General features: G+C 47.8%; 22 protein-coding genes. 4 read left to right on the top strand and 18 right to left on the bottom strand.

The features are described from left to right. Positions 1–33: 33 nt before the first annotated feature. The 4 genes from ACXAJH_RS18190 to ACXAJH_RS18175 all read right to left on the bottom strand — a co-directional run bounded on the left by ACXAJH_RS18190 (position 34) and on the right by ACXAJH_RS18175 (position 4033). Positions 34–1116 carry an FAD-dependent oxidoreductase gene (locus tag ACXAJH_RS18190; protein ID WP_474994880.1) on the bottom strand — a complete coding sequence of 361 codons (1083 nt, stop codon included), beginning with the start codon at positions 1114–1116 and terminating at the stop codon, positions 34–36. Between the two features lie 58 nt (positions 1117–1174). Continuing rightward, positions 1175–1492, bottom strand: coding sequence for a thioredoxin family protein (locus ACXAJH_RS18185; protein ID WP_474967163.1), 318 nt, complete (start codon positions 1490–1492; stop codon positions 1175–1177). An 81-nt stretch (positions 1493–1573) separates the two neighbouring features. Next, the gene (locus ACXAJH_RS18180; RefSeq protein WP_474967162.1) at positions 1574–2392 is read right to left on the bottom strand and encodes a DUF368 domain-containing protein; all 819 of its coding nucleotides are present in this window, start codon (positions 2390–2392) and stop codon (positions 1574–1576) included. A 123-nt stretch (positions 2393–2515) separates the two neighbouring features. Then, a complete protein-coding gene (locus ACXAJH_RS18175) occupies positions 2516–4033 on the bottom strand; it encodes a glycine betaine uptake BCCT transporter (RefSeq protein WP_474994879.1) in 1518 nt (505 codons plus the stop codon). A gap of 344 nt (positions 4034–4377) precedes the next feature. On the opposite strand from ACXAJH_RS18175, the gene ACXAJH_RS18170 reads away from it, so the two are divergent. Together ACXAJH_RS18170 and ACXAJH_RS18165 are read left to right on the top strand one after the other, a co-directional pair. Beyond that, positions 4378–4929 (top strand): GNAT family N-acetyltransferase, encoded by a 552-nt coding sequence (locus tag ACXAJH_RS18170; protein WP_474967160.1) that lies wholly within the window; start codon positions 4378–4380, stop codon positions 4927–4929. Positions 4930–5032: 103 nt separating this feature from the next. Further along, on the top strand, positions 5033–6565 hold the full coding sequence (locus tag ACXAJH_RS18165) for a BCCT family transporter (RefSeq protein WP_474967159.1): 1533 nt from the start codon (positions 5033–5035) through the stop codon (positions 6563–6565). Between the two features lie 44 nt (positions 6566–6609). On the opposite strand, the gene ACXAJH_RS18160 is transcribed toward ACXAJH_RS18165, so the two are convergent. The 6 genes from ACXAJH_RS18160 to ACXAJH_RS18135 all read right to left on the bottom strand — a co-directional run bounded on the left by ACXAJH_RS18160 (position 6610) and on the right by ACXAJH_RS18135 (position 9759). Then, a complete protein-coding gene (locus tag ACXAJH_RS18160; RefSeq protein ID WP_474994877.1) occupies positions 6610–6759 on the bottom strand; it encodes a hypothetical protein in 150 nt (49 codons plus the stop codon). Between the two features lie 12 nt (positions 6760–6771). After that, positions 6772–7797: an AimR family lysis-lysogeny pheromone receptor gene (locus ACXAJH_RS18155; protein ID WP_474994876.1), complete on the bottom strand. Its 1026-nt coding sequence runs from the start codon at positions 7795–7797 to the stop codon at positions 6772–6774. A gap of 108 nt (positions 7798–7905) precedes the next feature. Then, the gene (locus tag ACXAJH_RS18150; protein WP_474967156.1) at positions 7906–8517 is read right to left on the bottom strand and encodes a metal-dependent hydrolase; all 612 of its coding nucleotides are present in this window, start codon (positions 8515–8517) and stop codon (positions 7906–7908) included. Positions 8518–8586: 69 nt separating this feature from the next. After that, the gene (locus ACXAJH_RS18145) at positions 8587–8871 is read right to left on the bottom strand and encodes an iron-sulfur cluster assembly accessory protein (RefSeq protein WP_027956825.1); all 285 of its coding nucleotides are present in this window, start codon (positions 8869–8871) and stop codon (positions 8587–8589) included. Positions 8872–8989: 118 nt separating this feature from the next. Continuing rightward, positions 8990–9406 (bottom strand): organic hydroperoxide resistance protein, encoded by a 417-nt coding sequence (locus ACXAJH_RS18140; RefSeq protein WP_027956826.1) that lies wholly within the window; start codon positions 9404–9406, stop codon positions 8990–8992. 71 nt (positions 9407–9477) lie between these two features. Further along, positions 9478–9759 carry a YkvA family protein gene (locus tag ACXAJH_RS18135; protein WP_474967155.1) on the bottom strand — a complete coding sequence of 94 codons (282 nt, stop codon included), beginning with the start codon at positions 9757–9759 and terminating at the stop codon, positions 9478–9480. A 186-nt stretch (positions 9760–9945) separates the two neighbouring features. Here ACXAJH_RS18135 and ACXAJH_RS18130 point away from each other — a divergent pair, with 186 nt between their 5' ends. Then, positions 9946–10497 (top strand): NADPH-dependent FMN reductase, encoded by a 552-nt coding sequence (locus tag ACXAJH_RS18130; RefSeq protein WP_027956828.1) that lies wholly within the window; start codon positions 9946–9948, stop codon positions 10495–10497. A gap of 464 nt (positions 10498–10961) precedes the next feature. Here the strand turns inward: ACXAJH_RS18130 and ACXAJH_RS18125 are convergent, their stop codons facing one another. Further along, positions 10962–11603, bottom strand: coding sequence for a lytic transglycosylase domain-containing protein (locus tag ACXAJH_RS18125; RefSeq protein ID WP_474967154.1), 642 nt, complete (start codon positions 11601–11603; stop codon positions 10962–10964). A gap of 525 nt (positions 11604–12128) precedes the next feature. Here ACXAJH_RS18125 and ACXAJH_RS18120 point away from each other — a divergent pair. After that, positions 12129–12320: a hypothetical protein gene (locus tag ACXAJH_RS18120; protein WP_027956831.1), complete on the top strand. Its 192-nt coding sequence runs from the start codon at positions 12129–12131 to the stop codon at positions 12318–12320. Positions 12321–12350: 30 nt separating this feature from the next. On the opposite strand, the gene ACXAJH_RS18115 is transcribed toward ACXAJH_RS18120, so the two are convergent. The 7 genes from ACXAJH_RS18115 to ACXAJH_RS18085 all read right to left on the bottom strand — a co-directional run bounded on the left by ACXAJH_RS18115 (position 12351) and on the right by ACXAJH_RS18085 (position 18716). Then, positions 12351–12779 carry a YueI family protein gene (locus tag ACXAJH_RS18115; protein WP_474990867.1) on the bottom strand — a complete coding sequence of 143 codons (429 nt, stop codon included), beginning with the start codon at positions 12777–12779 and terminating at the stop codon, positions 12351–12353. Between the two features lie 94 nt (positions 12780–12873). Then, entirely contained in the window at positions 12874–13761 is an 888-nt protein-coding gene (locus ACXAJH_RS18110; RefSeq protein ID WP_474967152.1) for a diacylglycerol/lipid kinase family protein, read from the bottom strand. A 26-nt stretch (positions 13762–13787) separates the two neighbouring features. Further along, positions 13788–14270, bottom strand: a complete 483-nt coding sequence (locus ACXAJH_RS18105) for a GNAT family N-acetyltransferase (RefSeq protein ID WP_474992351.1) — start codon at positions 14268–14270, stop codon at positions 13788–13790. A gap of 20 nt (positions 14271–14290) precedes the next feature. Continuing rightward, complete coding sequence (locus tag ACXAJH_RS18100) at positions 14291–14566, bottom strand: GNAT family N-acetyltransferase (RefSeq protein ID WP_474967151.1); 276 nt, start codon at positions 14564–14566, stop codon at positions 14291–14293. Between the two features lie 98 nt (positions 14567–14664). Beyond that, a complete protein-coding gene (locus tag ACXAJH_RS18095; protein WP_474967150.1) occupies positions 14665–16107 on the bottom strand; it encodes a carbon starvation CstA family protein in 1443 nt (480 codons plus the stop codon). A 138-nt stretch (positions 16108–16245) separates the two neighbouring features. Next, positions 16246–16974, bottom strand: coding sequence for a LytR/AlgR family response regulator transcription factor (locus ACXAJH_RS18090; protein ID WP_474994875.1), 729 nt, complete (start codon positions 16972–16974; stop codon positions 16246–16248). After that, complete coding sequence (locus ACXAJH_RS18085) at positions 16971–18716, bottom strand: LytS/YhcK type 5TM receptor domain-containing protein (RefSeq protein ID WP_474990866.1); 1746 nt, start codon at positions 18714–18716, stop codon at positions 16971–16973. The genes ACXAJH_RS18090 and ACXAJH_RS18085 overlap by 4 nt, the downstream gene beginning before the upstream one ends. Positions 18717–18788: the final 72 nt, after the last annotated feature.

Below are 18788 nucleotides of genomic sequence, written 5' to 3'. Positions count from 1 at the left end.
CATCCCTCCTCGGCATACGGTTCAAAGGCTTTTTTATTTGTATTTCGCCATAAATTCACGATCGATCTTCTGCTTCAACTGCCATGCTTTGTGATTATGTGCATGCACAAGTCCATAAATCAAAAAACCTTTCCGATCTCCAGTGGAAAGAATATACAAAGCTTTCTTTTGAGGCACGAAGGCTTCCAACGGCTCGTGATGGAAGAAATTCTTTACGTTTTCCCATAAAACCGGTCCCTGGCGCACGGCATAAACGCCGCTTTTCGGGAGGTCAGGATCGGTTTCCAGCGTGACACAATCTCCCGCCCCGAACAAATAGTCATAGTTCTTGAACTGCAGTGTTCGTGACACAAAAGCAAAACCACGATCATCCACATCCAGCCCTGCCCGCGTAAATATGGCATCCCCGACAGCTCCGCCCAGCCAGAGGACACCGGTGTGACGGATCTTGTTCCCTCTGCTCGTCTCAATGCTGGAATCCGTGACGGCTTCCACCTCTTCATTTTCCCACACCCGGACACCTTTTTTCTTCAGGATATGCTTCATCCGCGCCCGGACCCATTTAGGAGTATCCGGCAGAAGAGGTCCTGAAGTAACGAGACGTACCTGCCCCGGCCGCTGATGCATATTTTTATAAGACTGGATGGAAAGGGCCAGTTCCGTTCCGGCCGCTCCCCCTCCGACAATCAAAGGCTGAGGGGTTCCCCGTAAATCCTTCATGCGTTCAGTGAAAAGGTAGTTCGGTTTAATGGACTGGGCGGCCGTATGCTCGACGGACTCCGGCAGGCTGCGTGAGCCGATATCAAAACTGGCGGCATCAAAAGGGTACACGCTCCCATCATGGCAGATGATCTTCTTTTGTTCCGGTCTGATCATCACAGCTGTCTTCTGAATCAGCTGCACTCGAGCTCTTTTCGTGAGTGGACGAAGGTCGACTCTCGTGTCTTCTTCTGTATAGATCCCTTCGGTAAAGCCGGAAAACATACCGGAATAATATTGATAGGGGGATGGTGTGATGAGGCACACATCCACATCAGGCAGGCCGTGTTCAGCCATCTGCTTGAGCACTTCCAAATGCGCATGACCGGCGCCGACAAGCAGCAATCGTTTGGACATCCTTCCACCTCCTTATAAAAAACGCCCACATGGAACCAGCCATGTGGACGCTCACCCATTATAGGCTTGCCTGTAGGAATTCCTGCACTTCTTCCGGCGTTTTAGCATCCGCACTGTGCAGATGAGCGGTCTTTTGACCATTTTGGAAAACCAACAGACTAGGAATGCCCATAACTTCGTACTTTTCAGCCAGTTCAGGAAGCTGGTCACGGTTCACATCGTACCAGTGGTAACCATTATATTCCTCGATAATCCCTCCGATAAACATGTCCATGCGGCGGCAGTCCGGACACCAGTCCGCCTGGAATTTCACGATGACCGGCTGTTCACTGGCAATCGTTTCGTTAAATTGATCCACGCTTTGAATAGATTCCATTCCTATCAATCTCCTTTAAGCAAGCTCTACCCTCATGATAATCAAATCACGCTCATTTGTCTTACTTTCCGCTCACGGCTGCTAGTCCTTGTATTCCACACGACCGAGCAGCCAGGCAGCAAGCAGTCCTGCAAGGAAAGTGACGATACTGACGATGAGAAGTCCTGTCGATTCAGGAACCCCGGGAAAGATGACAAACACGGAACCGATCACAAGCCCGATAATGACAGCAAAGGTTCCGGACGTGTAATTTTCCAGGAAAAACTTCACGATTTTACTCATAGAAACCAAGCCAATCAGAATACCTAATCCGACCACGGCGATGATATCGATGCGGAAATCCGAAATGCCTGAAGTCACGGTTGTGTACACACCGATAATCAGAAGGATGAACGATCCACTGATGCCGGGAAGAATCATGGCACTGCTGGCAATCCATCCGGAAAAGAACAGCAGCAGGTATCCCGACAGTGTGATTTCCTCCATTGCCGTCGTTTCCGATGTCTGGAAGATGGCCATGGAAGCCACCACAGCGGCGCCCATCAACAGCAGAATATAGTGCTTCGCTTGAAATTTATTTTTCATGTCTGCTTTATGGGTCAAATAGGGAAGCACCCCGATAATCAATCCAAGAAAGAAAAACTGCGTCGGACCCGGGTAATGTTCAAACAGCCATTCAATGACGCTGGCCAGCAGCGCGATGGAAGTGACGATCCCAATACCGAGCGGCAGCAGAAACTTCAAATGTTTTTTCCATTCCTTACTGAAAAATCCGTTGATGGCCTCAATCAAACGATCATAAATCCCCAGAACTACAGCAATCGTGCCTCCACTGACGCCGGGAACAACATCGCTGGCTCCCATGAGAAGACCACGGTAAATATTTCTCCATTCCCACATGTTTCTTTACTCCTTTTTCACAGGCAGATATTTTATAGTCATTCTTTAAGCTTCCATCATACCTTGTCTTGAAGAAAAATACAAAAAGCAAAAGGCCCGGTTTCCCGGACCTTTTTTCATGCATCAGGCAGATGTTTTTTCCTTCTCTCTCTTCCCTTTTTCAAGAGCGGCCTTATCAGCACGCAGTGCCTTGTAAAGGGAAACAACCATGAGAATCATGATGAAGGAAAACGGGAAGGCGGCAGAAATCAGAGCATTCTGGAGCGCCTGCAATCCTCCGGAATACAACAGCACAGCCGCCATGGAAGACTGGACGATCCCCCATGCGAACTTCACCATTGTCGGGGGAGTGAGCGACCCGTTCGTCGTCTGCATGCCCAGCACAAAGGTTGCAGAGTCTGCAGATGTAATAAAGAACGTTCCAATCAGTGTCATAGCAATAATAGAAAGAATCAAACCTAATGGATAGTTATCAAACATTCCAAACATCGCCTGTTCGGTAGCCAGTCCGGCCAGGTCGGCATCGCCTGACTGCTGCACTTTAATCGCCGAGGAACCGAAGGTGGAAAACCAAAGGAATCCGACAACCGACGGGACCAGAAGGACACCGGACAAGAATTCCCGGATGGTACGTCCTTTGGACACACGGGCAATAAAAATTCCGACAAACGGAGACCAGGCGATCCACCAGGCCCAGTAGAAGACGGTCCAGTCGTTGATCCATGCACGGTTTTCCTCATTATTCGGAGCCAGACGGAAACTCATCGTCGGCAGATTCTGCAAGTACGCCCCGATCGTATCCGTAAACATGTTCATAATGAAGAGCGTCGGCCCGACAATCAGCATAATGACAAGAAGAGCCAGCGCAAGGAACATGTTCGTATTACTTAAGTATTTAATCCCTTTGCTCAACCCTGTATAGGCTGACATCATGAACAGAACGGTAACAATCCCGATAATGATCAGCTGCACTCCAAAGGAATCCTCAATGGAAGTCAGGTAGGTCAGGCCGCCATTAATCTGAGCGGCACCGAAACCAAGGGTTGTCGCTACACCTACAATAGTGGCGAAGACGGCAATGATGTCGACCAGCTTGCCGAGCGGCCCCTTCATTTTATCTCCAAATATCGGCTCGAGTGTGGAGCTGATCAAAGCGGGAGCTCCGCGTCTGAATTTAAAATACGCAAGGACCAAGGCGACGATCGCGTAAATGCCCCACGCATGCACGCCCCAGTGGAAATAGACAAAACGCATGGATTCATTCAACGCCGCTGCTGTACCGGTTTCCGCTGTGGGTGCATTGTTAGCGTAGAAAAATATCGGTTCCGCAGCCCCCCAGAAGACAAGACCGATCCCCATGCCTGCACTGAAAAGCATGGCAAACCAAGTAGCATAATTATAATCCGGGGTGTCGCTTTCCTTTCCGAGCTTCATTTTACCGTACGGGCTGAATATCATATAAAGACAAAAAACGACGAATCCTGTAACGATTAATAAGTAATACCATCCAAAGTGAACAGAGATGTAAGACTGGATTTCACCTGTAATGGATTCCAGACTTCCCGGGGCCCATGCCCCCCAGATGACGGAAAATAATGCGATGGCCAGTGTAACCCAGAATACCGAGGTAACTTTTTGCATAATTTGCTCCTTTCTTCCTAAATAATGGTCATAGAGGATATGAAATGCGGGGAAAAAGTTGGGTCCTGCATAATTATCGAATACCCAAACCTAGAAAAAATAAACAATTGTCGTCATTTCCTGCATAAAAAAACAGCCCTTAAGATGAATAAGGACTCCTCGGATCAAAGTGTACCAGATTTTCCCGTAAACTCAAAAAAACGTCAAAAGCCGACAAATCCATACGGTCCAGGTCAACCTTCAAAGTTGGGTTCTTGAAGAACTATGCACATGTGAGCCCTTATGACTACCCTTATTTTTCCATTAATCATCTGCTACAATGAACAAAAATAAGGAGGTGGATGATGTTAAAAGGACAGTTAGTCGAACTGCGTCCAGTCGGAAGACATGACTTGGACCATTTATACAGATGGGCGAATGACGAACAGCTGGCCGACCTGGGTCACGGCAGCTCTTCCGCCTATCAAAACAACAACCCGAAGGAAGATATCGAAGCGTTTTACGAAAAAAACCTGACCCATCAGGCGTTATGGGAAAAAGGCCGTGTCTTTATTGTGTACACCATCGGCACGAACGTTCCGATTGGAAAATGCGATTACAGAGAACTAAACCCGGTCACACGTGCAGCGGAGGTGGGGATCAGCATCGGCGAGCGTGCCTACTGGGGACAGGGCTATGGACAGGATGTCTTATCCACCCTTTTAAAGCACCTGTTCTATACGTTGAACCTCGAGCGTGTGCAGATGGATACGTGGAGCGGCAACACCCAGGCCCTGCGGCTTTATGAGAAAGCGGGCTTCGTCGAAGAAGGACGTTTGAGGAAGAATGAATTCGTCCAGGGCTCTTATTATGATACGGTCCTTCTCGGTATGCTTAGAAATGAATTTGAAGCATAAAGAGAGACAAAGGTTTCCCAAGGAAAATGTAGGGAATTATATACACAACACCTCAGACCCTGCCCCTTTTTTTCTCACGTCATTCTTATGAAAGGAGACGACGATGAAAGATCACCTGAAAAACCCTGTATTCCTCATTTCCGCTTCTGTCATTCTCGTTCTTGTCGTAATTGGAGCGGTCAACCCGGAAGGTTTTGGTGCTGTAGCCGGAACCTTATTCGAATTCACAACCATCAATTTTGGCTGGTTTTACTTAATTTCTGTATTCGGCTTCGTCATTTTCCTTGTTGGACTTGGCTTAAGCAAATACGGAAAAATTAAAATCGGTCCGCCCGATTCCAAGCCGGAATTCCCATTCTTTACTTGGATCGGCATGCTTTTTTCCGCCGGTTTTGGTGTAGGCCTCGTTTTCTGGGGCGTTGCTGAACCGATGAGCCATTTCTTTGAAACACCGTTTTCTGAAATGGAAGCTCAGACAGAGGAAGCGGCGCGTGTCGCAATGGGCTACTCCTTCTTCCACTGGGGAGTCAACCAATGGTCCGTATTCACTATCGTCGGGCTGCTGATTGCTTTCCTGCAGTTCCGTAAAGAAAAAGACGGTTTGGTATCTACAGCCCTTGAACCTGTTCTCGGGAAGTCAAAGCCTGTCAAATACACCATCGACTCCCTTGCCGTGATTGCTACAGTCATGGGCATAGCGACTTCCCTCGGACTCGGCATCCTGCAGATGAATGGAGGATTGAATGCCGTCTTCGGCGTACCTAATAACACCACGATACAGCTTGTCATCACAGGCGTGCTTTTGATCTTATACTTAACCTCCTCCAGTACAGGGCTTGATAAAGGAATCAAGTGGCTCAGTAATTTGAATCTCGGCCTCTGTCTGCTGCTGCTTTTGTTCGTTTTCATTGCCGGTCCTACGGTTTTCATTTTAAACAGCTTCACCCTTGGTCTCGGAGATTATATTACGAACTTTGTGACCTACAGCCTGCGTCTCACCCCTTATGAGGGAGGAACATGGCTGAGAGAGTGGACGATCTTCTACTGGGCTTGGGTCATTGCCTGGTCCCCCTTCGTCGGTGCCTTTGTAGCCCGTGTTTCGCGTGGGAGAACGATCCGGGAATTCATCTTCGGTGTTCTCGTTGTCCCTCCACTCATTGCCTGTTTGTGGATTGCAACCTTCGGAGGAACCGCTTTAAACAGCGATCTGAATAATGGAACACAAATTGCACAGGCCGTCAGCAATGACGTCACCGTGGCTCTTTTTGAAACCTATGAGTTTCTTCCGCTGACCGGAATCCTGTCGCTGCTGTCCATCTTCCTGATTGCTACGTTTCTAATAACATCGGCAGACTCAGCAACCTACATCCTTGCCAGCATGACGACGAACGGCAGTCTCACTCCTGCCCTTTTCATTAAGATTGTCTGGGGAGTACTGATGGCGGCCATCGCTGGTGTTCTATTGGTAGCTGGAGGTCTCGATGCGCTGCAGACAGCCTCTCTCGTATCGGCCCTGCCGTTCACGGTGATTATTATTCTCTTTATCTACGCCTTCCTGAAGATCATACGAAAGGAACCGCTCCCGCAGCGGAAGTATGATTCCAACGAAGACAACAGTCATAAAAAGAATGCATAGATCAAAAAAACAGCTGCCCTGCAAAGGACAGCTGTTTTTCTTATTCAACCGATTCCTGGATCACCAGGATCATACATCACTTCTGCGTTTCCAGCTCTGCTGTCCTGAATTTCATTCATAAGGGCGGACGAGGATGAAAAAAGAGAAAACTTGAGAACGAAACCAACCATTGACGTTTGAAATGCTTTTTTCATTTTCAAAGCCTCCTAACAGGTTTTTAAACGTTTCATATACTCCAACGGGACACGAGCGAAAAAGTGATCGCCCCTTTCCTTAATAAAGCGCGTATAGGAACGATAAAGCATGTCCATATCCTCGTTCACATAACCGAGGTAGCTTTCCTGAAAAGGCGTAGGGGATGGGAGGGATTCCAATGCCTGACGGGCCTTTTCCAAGCGGCCTTCCGCCAGATCCAGGTGAGCCTGTTCCACGACATCCGTCGTTGATACGCCGGCTGTACGATGATGAAAGGCGGAAATGAACGGGATGGTGTGAACACGGATCATATCCGCAAAAGAAGATAATTCGTACTGATCAGCAATCGCCAGTGCTTTCGTCAGTGGATCCATAGCCGAATCGTAGCCGTTGAACAGCTGACAAAGAGCAAGAATGAAATACATACGGCTTTTCCGGCGCGGCGAAAGCTCCGTATTGATCATTTTGTAGGCATGCCGGCTGGCTAGAATCGGGTTGTCTGTTTTCCAATAATGGTGAAATAAAAGCTCCTGATACCGCTGATTGAGATAGTAGTACATCAATGGCTCATCCACGCTGGCCAAAGCACGGTCACAATCGTCGATGTATTTGTCCAGGGCTGTAAAAACTTTCAGATCATAATAAGCATAAATCATGAGAAAGAGATGAAGGCAGTGCAGGGAAGGATGACTGCATTGATACTGCTGCAGCAGGGTCAACTGCTCCCTTGACACGGGGGTTTCCACGCGTTGGAGCAGAAGGTTGAAAAGCGGAAGGACTTCCTGATGTATGTAAGGAGAATGGAGCACGACAGCTAAGTCCTCGAAGAAATCATTCATATAAAAGAATTCAAGGCAGGCCAGCTGATCATCGATGTGAGTCGGAAAATCACCAAGAATAACATCTCTTGTACGAAGCAGCGCTTCTTTTTGAGAGTGGATTTTAAGATTTTCCAGGTAAATCATGTACAACGAGGATGTATGCCGCATATGCAGGCTGGCCAACGGTCTCGGCTCTATTAATTGGTGATCCTTCATCAGTCCAAGGACTCCTCTCCTATATCTATTACCATTTTATTGAAAATTCTGCCATTTGTCTATATAAAGTTGAAGCACTGTTCAATCTTTAACCATCGATGATGCAGATTAAAAAATGGTTGAGGTAAGGAACCAGACGTTCCATAGAACAAGACTGTAGACAATCATTTTCTCACTGGGCGATCCCGTACGGAATGTAAGGAGGAACTGCTGATGCTTCTTAGAAAACGGATAAAAAAGCGGAATGCCTTTTTTCGTCAAGTAGTCACCGAACAAGTGAGAAATGACGCCGACCACCAGCCCGGCAGCAAGAACACGTGGAACTTGGAAGGCCTGTTCAAGAATTGCACTGTAGACAATCAACAGACCTACAAACAACAGGGAGTGTGTCATTTTTCTGTGCCCACGGATCATAATAAGAACCGGAAGGAGCATCATGACAAAAATCTTCAATTCGTCTCGATATGTATTCAAATAGGATGGGAAAAACAAGTAACACAAAAATGCGAGCGTAAAAATCGTCAGTAAGCCGCGCCAGAATTTCTGTCCGAACGTAGAGGTCGGCGTATCAATGTCTGGAAGCAGCGAACCAATTAAAACAAAAACTAAAAATAAAACCATTTGAAACGGCCGCTCGGAAACAACTTCAAAAGCAGGAATCAACGTCAACGCGCCTACCCCGAAGGTGAAGCCGACAACCTGGTGTCCTGGTGCCATCATGGAGTATGCCGCTCCCCTTTCTTCTTTTTCAAACTAAAAAAATAAACCCACACTAAAGTGGGCTTTCGGTTAACAGTCTTTCTCAGGAAGACCGGTCATTTGAAACTTCGGCCCTTCCATCGTCTGTTTTCCTTCTATAGTCAACGGTTCAATTAAATGAGCAATTCTCTGGTCAACGGCGACCGGAATCGAATTGATATAATGCAGTTCGTCGTCGGCTTCAGGTTCGCCGAGTGTCATACCGATATCAGGCTCACCGCAGCCATATCCGGCAAAAAACAACCGGAGGCCCGGTGCCTCTTCCTCTTCTAATATCTGCTGCAGTAAGTCGCGCGCTTCATCGGTGATTTGCACAGCTCTTCACCCCTTCCATTATAAAATACCACACGCCTGATGGAAATAGAAATCATCCGCCTAAACGCCCATAAAAAAATCCCGGGGGAAAACCCCGGGATTTTTTCCTTCTTATCGATTATACCGCCTGAGCATTGATCTCTACATCAATGTTGCCGCGTGTAGCTTTGGAATAAGGGCATACTTTATGAGCTTCTTCTGCAAGCTCTTCCGCTTCTTCCTGAGATACACCTTTAATTTTTACATTAAGGACAACACCGACTTTAAAGCCATTGTCTGCTTCATCTTTCATGAGACTTACGTCAGCAGTGATTTCAGAATCGATATCCTTTTTCTGATTGCTTGCCACGAGGTTCAGGGCACCATCATAGCAGGCAGAATATCCTGCAGCAAACAGCTGTTCAGGGTTTGAACCTTTTTCTGAACCTTCACCCGGCATGGTCAGGTTCAGATCAATAAGACCGTCATCAGATTTTACGTGTCCATTACGTCCACCTTGGGCTGTTGCGTGCGCTGTAAACATAACTTTACTCATCATTATCACTCCTTGACTAGTATAGAGACTCCATCCATTACATACCTCATCTTTCCTGATGGTAAACCTTTCTATTCCTTGTACACCCGAAATTCGTCCTGCAGCGATTCTGGTGCCATCTTGACCATCCACTGGAGAATGTACGTAAAAACAGCCAGATCATCGACAATGCCAAAGAAAACGAGCACGTCCGGAATCAGGTCCCATGGAAAAACAAGATAAGCGGCCAGAAGAAGAACGGAAATCCATTTCTTTTTCATACTTACCTGCCTGGACTGAAAAAAGCGGATGATAAACGGGACAGACTTCCGCACATTAAAAAGAAACTTGATTCTTCTCCAGAAACGTATCATTCCTCATCCCTCCCCTTTTATTCATTCCCTGTTTGAGCGCTGGTACAGCCACTGCTTTCCATTGCTTTCACTGTGCGTATACTTTACCATAAAAAGGAGAACAACCCGGAATCACAGAGAGAGAATAGCCCAGACAACACCATTGGCATATACTATAAACAAAGACCAAAAGGGGAGAAGGATGTCATGAAGATCTTGCTGCTCAACGGAACAATTGTCGGAAAAAAAACACGGACCCTGCTAAATGAAATAGATAAATACATTCAACTGCTGCCAGATGATCACGAAACGAAAATCATCGACCTGGAAAATTACGAACTTCAATTCGTCGACGGACGTCCGGCCGAGGAATACAACCAGGATATGCAGCGCCTGATCCAGGAAATTGAGGAAGCCGATGCCTATGTGATCGCGACCCCTATTTTCCAGGGCTCCATTCCAGGAACATTGAAAAACGTATTTGATGCCGTATCACCACTGGCTATGCGCTATAAACCCGTCACCATCATCGCCAACGGCGGAACACTTCAGCACCACCTGGTTATCGAAAATCAACTGAAACCCATTCTGAACTACTTCCGCTGCATGGTCACACCGAACTACGTCTATACCCATACCAATCATTTCTCCACCGACGGCGAGCTCATCGACGAAGACGTCCGCAGCCGCCTCAAAGAAATGACCATCGTCTTCAACCAATACCTGCAAATGAGCCGCCATTTAGAACCCGATAAGTAAAATAGGGTGTGGAGAGGAGCGGGGAGGCCTGACACGTATAAGCCGGGCATTGCAGTGAAGGGAACTTTCTTCACGAAAATGAACGGCTTATATCGCGAAGGACTGCTCCTCGGAACCGGATTACAAAAAAAGAAATGCGGAGGCGCCCTGTTCAGCCCCGACAAGCTTAAGCAGATCTTTTTCCGGCGGGTTGTGCCGGTAAAAAGATCTGCTTAAGACCTCGAGGGGCTGGGCGCTGGAGCTGGACATGATCAGGGTGTGGAGAGGAGCGGGGAGGCCTGACACGTATAAGCCGAGCATTGCAGTGAAGGGAACTTTCTTCACGGAAATGAACGGCTTATATCGCGAAGGACTGCTCCTCGGAACCGGATTACAAAAAAAGAAATGCGGAGGCGCCCTGTTCAGCGCATGGAATATAGGCATCAATGAAAAAATCCCTGACAGTAACCTGTCAGGGATTTTTTTCATACGCGTCCGAGAACCTTGCTCACATAATTTTCTGTTTCACGGAAAGGAGGAATACCTCCGTACTTATCAACATTACCCGGCCCGGCATTATACGCGGCAAGAGCCAGGGACGGATCATCATTGTAGCGGTCAAGCATTTGTTTCAGATACTTGGTCCCTCCCATAATGTTCTGTTCCGGATCCAAAGGGTTCTCCACTCCCAGACCCCTTGCTGTCGCGGGCATCAACTGCATAAGTCCCTGGGCTCCGGCATGACTCACAACATCTGCATCAAAATTGGATTCGGTCTGAATGACAGAACGAATCAGACTTTCATCCACCCCGTATTGGGAAGATGCCTTCAATATCCAATCATCCAGGCTTCCTGATTCTTTTGTTTGTCCAGCAGGAGCCGGCTGCTGCTTCGGTGCTGTTGTCACCGGAGAAGCCAAAGGTCGATCTGCCCCGTTTAAATAAAGGGACTCTGTATTCATCGACACGGGAGAAACCCCTGCCGCAAACGCCTGACTGACTGCCGCTTGAAACAAATCCTGAAAGGACAAACCCTGCAGATCCTGTCCACCATTCCCCTGCTGAGCGCTGCCCAAAAAAGAAAAGCTCTGCATCTGCATCATCCATTGAAGCTTGTTGACATCCATTGCTTCCACCTCGTCTCATTGATATGTAAAGTGTACAGGATGCGTCAACTTCCGACAATCACTTGTTGGATCATTTTTACAAGTTTCCAGACTTAGACAAAACTTGAGAAAAAACTTTCCTGAATCACTCATTTAAGTACCGTTTCACGCTCTCTTTTTCCCAAAGCAGAACCCACCGGAGCAGTGGTACAATAAAAGAAGCAAAAGAGTTTCCTCATCACCGTAAGTGGGATGGCGTGCAGGTTGTCCACGTCTTCAGCGATTGTTACATCGTAACTGTTCTTACATAGGTACACTCTTTTGTCTCTTACGTCGAATGACCCTATTATTTTTCCCCGCCAGGAAAAATAACCTGTAGATTTCATGGTACGTCTTCCCTCATCGAAAGACGAGCACCATCTCCCTTTTGTTTTCAAAAGGGAGTTTTTTTTTTGTTTTTCATGAAGGACAAAATATTTTCCAAAAGATAAATATTGCCTGCCTGCTCCTCATATATTGAAAGTACAAAGGAGGTGGGAAACCATCATGGAATTCAACAACAATGCATTTTATTTCCTGGCTGCTCTGCTCGCTGGTTACGCCCTGTTCAGCTTAGGTGATACGGGTGGAAATTTCTTTGATCAGTTCTTGTACTATGCAGGCTACATTGCGATGATTCTGTTCTCATTTGTACTTATATTTACTGGCTTAGCACGGTTCCTCAAACAATATCAATAATAAAAAAAGGACTGCTCCCGGCAGTCCTTTTCATATTCCAAACCATCGTTTTAAGAAACTTTTACGCTCGGGAGCTTCTTCCTTTACTGCGGGGGGATGATAATGAATCTCTTCTTTTTCCACAGCATAATCGAGCGTTAACACTGCCCCGTACTCCGTTTCGGTATCCTGGTTGGAGATGGTTGTATGATGAATGTTATGCTTTTCCGCTGTATCCTTTAACGGCGATAAAAAGCGGTAGCTGATCTCCCCGTTCAATAACAGCGTCGCGTCGGGGTTGCGGCTCATTTCCTTTTCCAGCTCCCCAAAACCTTCCTCCTGCATCACTTGTCCGTTTGTCAGCGCAAGGAGAATCCGTTCCCGCAGCGTACCTAAAAATTGTCTGCGTTCACCCGGGTTGGTTTCTCTGCTTCCGTATATCCCTTCCTGCAGGTAATCCTCCAGATCCGGTTTTTTCATTTTTCCATCACCTCACCCTTCTATTATGAACGTTCAAACAACGGACATCCATTCAAAAAGCCCAGGAAAAAAGGACGGGTCCTGCGACACCGTCCTAAGGTACAGAGATTACTTCTATATGAGAAGGAAGAACATCAAGAACGACCGGAAGAGGATCTCCCTCCTCCCCATCCACATTGGTTTTCACCGTTTCCCCGGAAGAGATCTCCACCCGGCGGGATTTGAAATACTCAACCGAGGAATCTTCCTGCAATTCGCCTCTTAAAATGGATGTAACGATAGAGGCAAGGCGCATCATGTTCATACGCGGAAGAATGAAACAGTGCAGCATCCCGTCATCCACTTCTGCGTCAGGCGCAAGGCGCTCAAATCCACCTGTAGAATTTGTTAGAGCGGCCAGAAAAAGGAACGCGTCCCCTTCCCACGTTTTATGGTCATCGAACTGAATGGTCAGCGGACTTGTTCCGTCTGAAGAGAGCGTTTTGATTCCTTCCATCACATAGGCAAGCGGACCGAAACGCGTCTTCTGCTCCGGACTGACTTCATACGTCGCTTCTGCGAGAGCTCCGACAGCTGTAATATTCACAAAATACCGGTCGTTCACTTTTCCTATATCCACTTTCCGGGAATGGTCATTACGCAGCAGCTGGACCGCTTCATCTGGATGAAGCGGTATATTCAAAGCTCTGGCGAAATCATTGACGGTACCCAGTGGAATAACAGCCAGAAGAGGCCGGTGTTCCTGGTCGACCATGCCGTTAATGGTTTCATGAAGTGTTCCATCTCCTCCAAGAGAAACGACCAGATCATACGCTTCTTTACAGGCATTCCGGCAGTATTTGGTAGCATCCAATTCTTTTTCGGTCTGCACCTCTTTCACAGCATATCCCTTATCTTCAAGTATCTCCTGAATTTCAGCCACATACGTAAGGGCTTCCTCTTTACCAGAAGAAGGATTGACGATCAGCATTGCGCTTTTCATGATTCAGCCTCCCTGCAGCCGGGGCCTTATTCTTCCGAACCCCTGCCGAGTAAATGTTCAGGATATTGATACACCGTCCGCACAGGAATGAATCCGAACGATTGGAAGAACTCCTGTCCTCCATGTCCCGCTCCCTGCCATTCCACTTGGATGTCTTCGACGTCCTGCGCTTGCATCCAATCCAGTAAGGAGCGGCACAACTGTGTACCGATGCCTTCCCTGCGGTAAAATTCATCGACATACAGTTCTTCGATCCGTCCCTTTCTTTCCTCAGCGGCAATCGAATTGATCACAGCAAGTCCGTAGCCGATCAGCCGGCCTTCCACTTCGGCGGCGATCAGTTTCTGTTCCGGCGCGGTATTCGTAAACTGATCAGCAGCCCAGAATTTCCGCTCCCGGAGTACATCTCCTGAGAGTTGTCCTTCCTGTTCATCTTTCACGGCATGGAGAAAATCCACGGCATATCTTGTAAAGTGCATTAAATCCCTGTCCTCTACTTCCCTGATCACTGCCAAATCAAACGCCTCCTCTACTTCTTGCGAACCACCTGATATTCCGGGGTTTCTTCTATTACATTATGCGCAAAAGAGCACACAGGGTCGATCATTAATTTATGTTTTCTCGCATAATTCACAGCTTCATCTACGAGCTCCCTGCCAAGCCCTTGTTCACGCTCGGCCGGATCCACATGAGTGCTCAGAATGATCATTGTATCATCTTCCACATCAAAAACCAGTTCGGCGGCTGGATCCTGTTTTTCTCCCATATAAAGTCTTCCTTTTTCTTCATGAATCATTCGTTCCATGTTCAACTCCCCTTTCATATAAAAAGCATTCCCTCCTTCCGATAAGAAAAACATCCATGGAAGACCCATGGATGTTAAGAAATATAAAGGAAGATGCTTCAGGCTGTCGGCTTCAAATCTTCTTCCAGCGGGATGTTCCGCTGCAGGCCGCGCTTGGCCGCTATAAAGAAAGCTGTTACAACCCCCACTGTAATGACCGCAGCCAGCCCATAAGCTACATTCAACGGAAGGCCGAATCCGATTGGCGCATTGATGATATACGTGAATGTAGCCATCGTCATGAATGCGGCCGGAACAGCGGCGATCCAATAGTTTTTTCGGGCGAGGAACAGATACATCGCACCCACCCACAGCGCAATGACAGCCGTGGATTGGTTCGCCCAGGAGAAGTATCTCCAAAGCAGAGTGAAGTCAATGCGTGTCAAAGCAAAAGAAATGACAAACAACGGCAGCGCAATCCAGATACGGCTGGTCAGCTTTTTCTGGGAGATGTTCAAGTAGTCGGCGATAATCATCCGGGCACTACGGAAAGCTGTGTCCCCCGAAGTGATCGGCAGAATAATGACACCAAGAACAGCAAGCGTCCCGCCAAACGCTCCAAGCATAGCAATCGATACTTCACTGACGACCGCAGCAGGGCCGCCACTGGCAAGGACTTCATTCAAGCCTCCGGATCCGCCGAACAGGCTCATCGCAGCAGCTGCCCAGATCATGGCAATAATCCCTTCCGCAATCATCATGCCGTAAAAAATGCGGCGTCCCTGCTTCTCTTTCTGAGTCGTTCTTGAAATAATCGGCGTCTGGGTGGCATGAAATCCGGACAACGCCCCACAGGATATCGTTAGAAATAACAGCGGGAAGATCGGTGCGTTGTCAGGGTGCATGTTCGTCATGGACAACTCTGGAATCGGTGCGCCTGTAGCTACAAGAGATACGCCGACTCCAATGGCACTGATTAATAACAACGCTCCGAAGACCGGATAGAAACGGCCGATTATTTTATCGATTGGAAGCATCGTAGCAAGTAGATAATAAACAAATATTGCTGCCAGAATAACAGGAAGGGACAGCCAGCTGTTCGTCATATTGTGCAGAAGATCAGCTGGAGCTGTTACAAACACAGTTCCGACGAGAACGAGAAGCAGGATAGCAAAGGCGTTTACTACATGCTTCATCACTTTTCCAAGAAACCTGCCCGCCAGTTCAGGCAGATGAGCCCCACGGTTTCGAATCGATATCATTCCAGTTAAATAATCATGCACAGCACCAGCGAAGATGCAGCCAAATACGATCCACAAAAACGCGACAGGACCATAAAGTGCCCCAAGAATAGGACCAAAAATCGGTCCGACTCCGGCAATGTTCAAAAGCTGGATCAACGAGTTCCGTTTTTCCCCCATCGGCAGATAATCCACGCCGTCCCCATGTGTATATGCAGGAGTCTCACGGCCCGTTTGAACTCCGAACTGCTTTTCTACATATTTCCCATAAGTAAAGTATCCGACGATTAAAAGTGCAATACTGACTAGAAATGTAATCATCAGCTGTTCTCCCCTCTTCTTTGTAATCGGTTGCATAAAGTTTATCATGGTAACGCTTACAAAAGAGGGGGTTCTGTTTATCATGTCGTTACTCGTGTTCAACATGCAGAAAAGACGCATCGAAAAAGAATGCGTCTTTTAAAGCTCCAGCTTTTTCCGTAAATCCTTTACATAGTTCCTGCTCACCGAAAGCTTTTCTTCCGCTCCCCGGAGTTCGAGCTGCCAGGCTCCATTAAACCATGGAGTGAGCCGGTAGATATAATCAAGGTTGACGAGATAGCTCTTATGGATCCTGAAAAAGGAGAACGGCTGAAGCCGCTCCTCCACATCTTTCAATGCATCATTTGTCTCATAGACAGCTGTCCGGCCGACGATTTTCGTTGCCCTGTCCTCTCTGTACACGTACATAATATCTGAAGGGTTGAGGTATTCAATGGTGTCGTCCACCTCAACTGCAAACTTGGTTGGAACCGAACCCGGACTGTGATCTGTCTGAGGCTGCAGCTTCTTTTCAATCCGTCTGATCGTTTCAGCCAGCTGTTTCTCATCAAACGGCTTAAGCAGATAATCGAGCGCCTGATGGCGGAACGCTTCTACGGCAAAATCCGGATACGCTGTAGCGAACACGATTTCGGGCACCTTCTTCAAGTCCTTCACGGCAGAGGCTGCAGCCAGTCCATCCATTTTCGGCATCTCAACATCCAGAAACATAACGTCCGGCTGGTATTTTAAAGCTGCCACAATGGCTTCATCACCGGAAGCCGCTTCTCCAACAACCTTGATCTGTTCAAAATCTTGAAGCAGGAATTTCAATTCTTCACGGCTGAAGCGTTCATCATCGACAATCAGTACTTTCATGTCAGTCATGCCGTTTCCTCCTGTTCCACCAGAGGAAGAGTGAAGCTGATCCGCGTTCCCTTTCCGGGCCTGCTTTCGATGTGCAGTTTCGCTTCTTCCCCATGCATATATTCCAAGCGTTTATTGACATTATACAAACCAAATCCCGCCCCTTTATCTGAATCTACGACTCCGTCCCCAAGCTGTTCAAGACGGTCCGGGTCTATCCCTCTGCCGTTATCAGCAATCGATACGTGCACACGGGCCCCCTCCTTCTGTATGGCCAGAGTAATCCGTGCTTCTTCATCCTGATCCTTAACCCCATGTTTCATACTGTTCTCCACGAGAGGCTGCAGCGTAAGCGGGGCTATTTCAGCGGATAAAGCGGACTCATCGATGTCATAATCAATCTTCAATCGGTCTACAAATCGTGTTTCTTCTATTAAGAGGTAGGCACGCACATGCTTCAACTCCTCCGCCAGGCTGACCCGGGTCTTCGTTGTCGCCCCCAGATTCTGACGGAAAAATTTAGAGAGTGCGATGAGCAGGGAACGGGCTTTATCCGGCTCTGTACGTGTCAAAGAAACGATAACGTTCAACGAATTGAACAAAAAGTGGGGATTCACCTGTGCCTGCAGCGCCTTCACTTCGGCTTTTCTTGCCATCTCTTCCGCCTGGTCGGCATCTGCCAGTTCAAGCTGCTGGCTGAGGAGGGCGCTCAGCCCCTGAATCAGTTCCAGAAGGACCGTTGATATTTCTTTCTCTGTTCTTACATAAAATTTCAATGTCCCCACCACTTCCTCCCGTTTTTTCAGAGGTACGATGACAGCCGCTCCCAGCGGGCAGTCTTTGTGCTGACACTGAATGTCCTCATGTCCGGCAATCACGCGGCGGCCGGAGCGGATAACCTCCCTTGTCGCATCGGTTTGAATCGCTTCCCCGTAATGATGATGATCATCAGCCAGGCCGACATGAGCCAGTATCGTCTGCTTATCCGTCATGGATATAGCGCTTACATCAACTTTATCATAAATGATCCGGCATGCTCTTGCTGCCGATTCCTTCGTCAAGCCTTTACGCAGGTGGGCAACCGTCAATTCAGCCAGTTTCAGGGCCTTTTGCGCCTGAACAGCACCAGCCTTCTCCTCCTCATTTAACACATTACGGATAATGAGCAGAAAAAGGGCAGACCCGACACCATTGGCAGCAATCATCGGAAGACCGATTTCCTGAACCAGCTCCCACGCTCTTGTAAACGGCTGTGCCATCAGGAGGATGATTCCCATTTGGATCGTCTCTGCCAGGGCACCGACGAACAACGCCGTTTTCAGTTTCAAAGGCTTCCCTTTTTTATGAAAAAATCCGGCAATCAAACCAGCAACGACAGCGGAAACACCACAGGCCAGACCTGTAAATCCTCCGAGGAAATACCGGTGAAACCCTGCAATCAATCCTGCTCCCAGGCCGATACGCCAACCACCGAACAGACCAGCGGCCACGATACCGATAACCCTGGAGTTCGCCAGTGCTTCTGTATCCACCAGTTGATACGCCCAACGACCGAATTCCAGGGAACTTGTATCATACGTAATGCCTGTATATGTGCCGATCATTCCGAACAGGCCGAAAAATCCGATCGCAGTCATCTGCTGTTTCCCTGTTAATATCTTCTGGTCGGCCAGTTCACGGAAAAAGTGGAACCGGGTAAAGATAAAGGCAGCCGTGACGATGATTCCAAGCCGTTCCAGCATAGGAAGAAAAAGTTCAAACATCGCACATTCCTCTTTCTATCTTTTTTTCTATTGTAGCACGCTTCCTAAAAAGACACGGAATGCAGGAAAACG

This window comes from Halobacillus sp. ABD4_316, from assembly GCF_056161385.1.
Note: the sequence above shows the minus strand (reverse complement) of the source record. Positions and strands in the feature narration are given on the sequence as shown.